Below are 1,706 nucleotides of genomic sequence, written 5' to 3' on the forward strand. Positions count from 1 at the left end.
GCGCCACCGCTCGCGGCGCCGCCGGTCGCGTCGAGCCCGGCGCGGTCCCGGCCGTCGGGGATCCCCGGGGCATCGGAGTAGGCGGGGTCCAGACCCTCCGGGAGCGTGCGGGAGTCGGTGGCGGTGGGTTCGCCGAGGAAGATCCCCGTCCAGATCTTCAACATGGACAGAAGAGTGAGGATGCTGACCGCCACCGCGACGGCCGCGGCGACGATCTGGCCGGCGTCGAGAGCGGCGATGATCAGGCTGAGCTTGGCCACGAACCCGGAGAAGGGCGGGATCCCGGCCAGCGACATGGCGGAGGCGAAGAAGGCGACCGCGATGAGTGGTTCGGTCTTGGCGAGTCCGGAGAGTTGCCCCAGCCGCCGGGGACCGTAGCGCACCTCGATCGCGCCGATGGCCAGGAACAACGCGGCCTTGACGATCATGTGGTGCAGCAGATAGAAGATGCCGGCGGTGAGCCCCAGTGGGCCGAAAAGGGCGACCCCGAGCAGGATGTACCCGATCTGGCTGACCATGTGGAACGCGAGGATCGAGCGCGGGGCGGCCTCGCCCACCGCGCCGAGCACACCGATCAGCATGGTGGCCGAGAACACCACCACGCCCACCCAGAGGTAGCGCGGGTCCCCGTCGAAGATCACCGCGTAGATGCGGTAGATGGCGTAGATCGCGATCTTGGTGTGCAGGCCGGAGAACATCGCGGTCACGGCGGGGGACATCTTGGGGTAGGCCCGTGCAAGCCACCCGTGCACGGGGACGACGGCGGCCTTGATCGCGAGCGCGAAGAGCACCAGGGCGGTGGCCACGGCCACGCCGGTGTTCTCCGAGGCGGCCCCGTGGAGTTCGGCGATGTTGACGGTTCCCGTCAACCCGTAGATCAGGGCCACGCCGATCAGCAGGATGGTCGAGGCGAGCAGGTTGACCGAGATGTAGAGCCGCGAGGCCGCGACACCGGCCACGCTGGCCCGACCGGACCGGGTGATGATCATGAGCCCGTACGAGGGCAGGAGCATGACCTCGACAAAGACGAAGAAGTTGAACAGGTCCCCCGTAAGCAGGGCCCCGTTGACGCCGGCGGTCACGAGGAGCACCAACGGCGGGTAGAACCTCTTGAACGCCTCCCCGGCCGGGACCGCGAAAGCCGCGCACGTGAGCGTCAGCAGACTCGTCACCGTGAGCATGAGCGCCGAGAACATGTCCAGCACGAACGGGATGGCCACTCCGGGCGCCCACAGGGCGACCTGGTGCACCACGACCGAACCGTCCGACACCCACGCCACGGTGGCGATCGCCGCGACCAGTTGCACCACGAGGACGGCGAACAGGACAGTCAGGACCAGGCGTGTTCTCGAAGCGACGGCTATGAGCAGGCCCGCCGTGAGCAGCGGGATGGCGACGAACAGGGTGAGGACGGACTCCGGCATCATCGGTGGACACCTTCCGCGTCGTGGTTCGCCGGCTCGTCGGGCTCCGGGTCCTCCGGGTGTGCGCCCCCCGGGACCTCCGGGAGGAGGTCCAGGTGGTCGAGGTCGCCCACGTCGGTGTCGTCGTCGTCACCGCCGATCACCGCCAGCACCAGCAGGTAGATCGTGATGGCGAACGCGATGACGATGGCGGTGAGCACGAACGCCTGCGGCAGTCCGTCGGCGGTGAGCGCCGGGTCGGGGTCGGCCACCAGCGGGGCCTCGCGCCGCGACGCGCCGCCG

Annotated in this window: 2 protein-coding genes; both read right to left on the minus strand. The window is 69.2% G+C overall.

Going from position 1 to position 1,706, the window contains the following annotated elements; all coding sequences use genetic code 11:
- A partial coding sequence (locus G6021_RS06115; protein ID WP_182615841.1) for a monovalent cation/H+ antiporter subunit D family protein occupies window positions 1-1,427 on the minus strand: 1,427 nt, incomplete at its 3' end.
- Window positions 1,424-1,706 (minus strand): NADH-quinone oxidoreductase subunit K (locus G6021_RS06120; RefSeq protein WP_182610372.1); only part of this gene is annotated, 283 nt, incomplete at its 5' end. The genes G6021_RS06115 and G6021_RS06120, both read right to left, overlap by 4 nt.

Origin of the sequence: Dietzia sp. CW19 (assembly GCF_014145265.1) — a bacterium.
Lineage (GTDB): Bacteria > Actinomycetota > Actinomycetes > Mycobacteriales > Mycobacteriaceae > Dietzia > Dietzia natronolimnaea.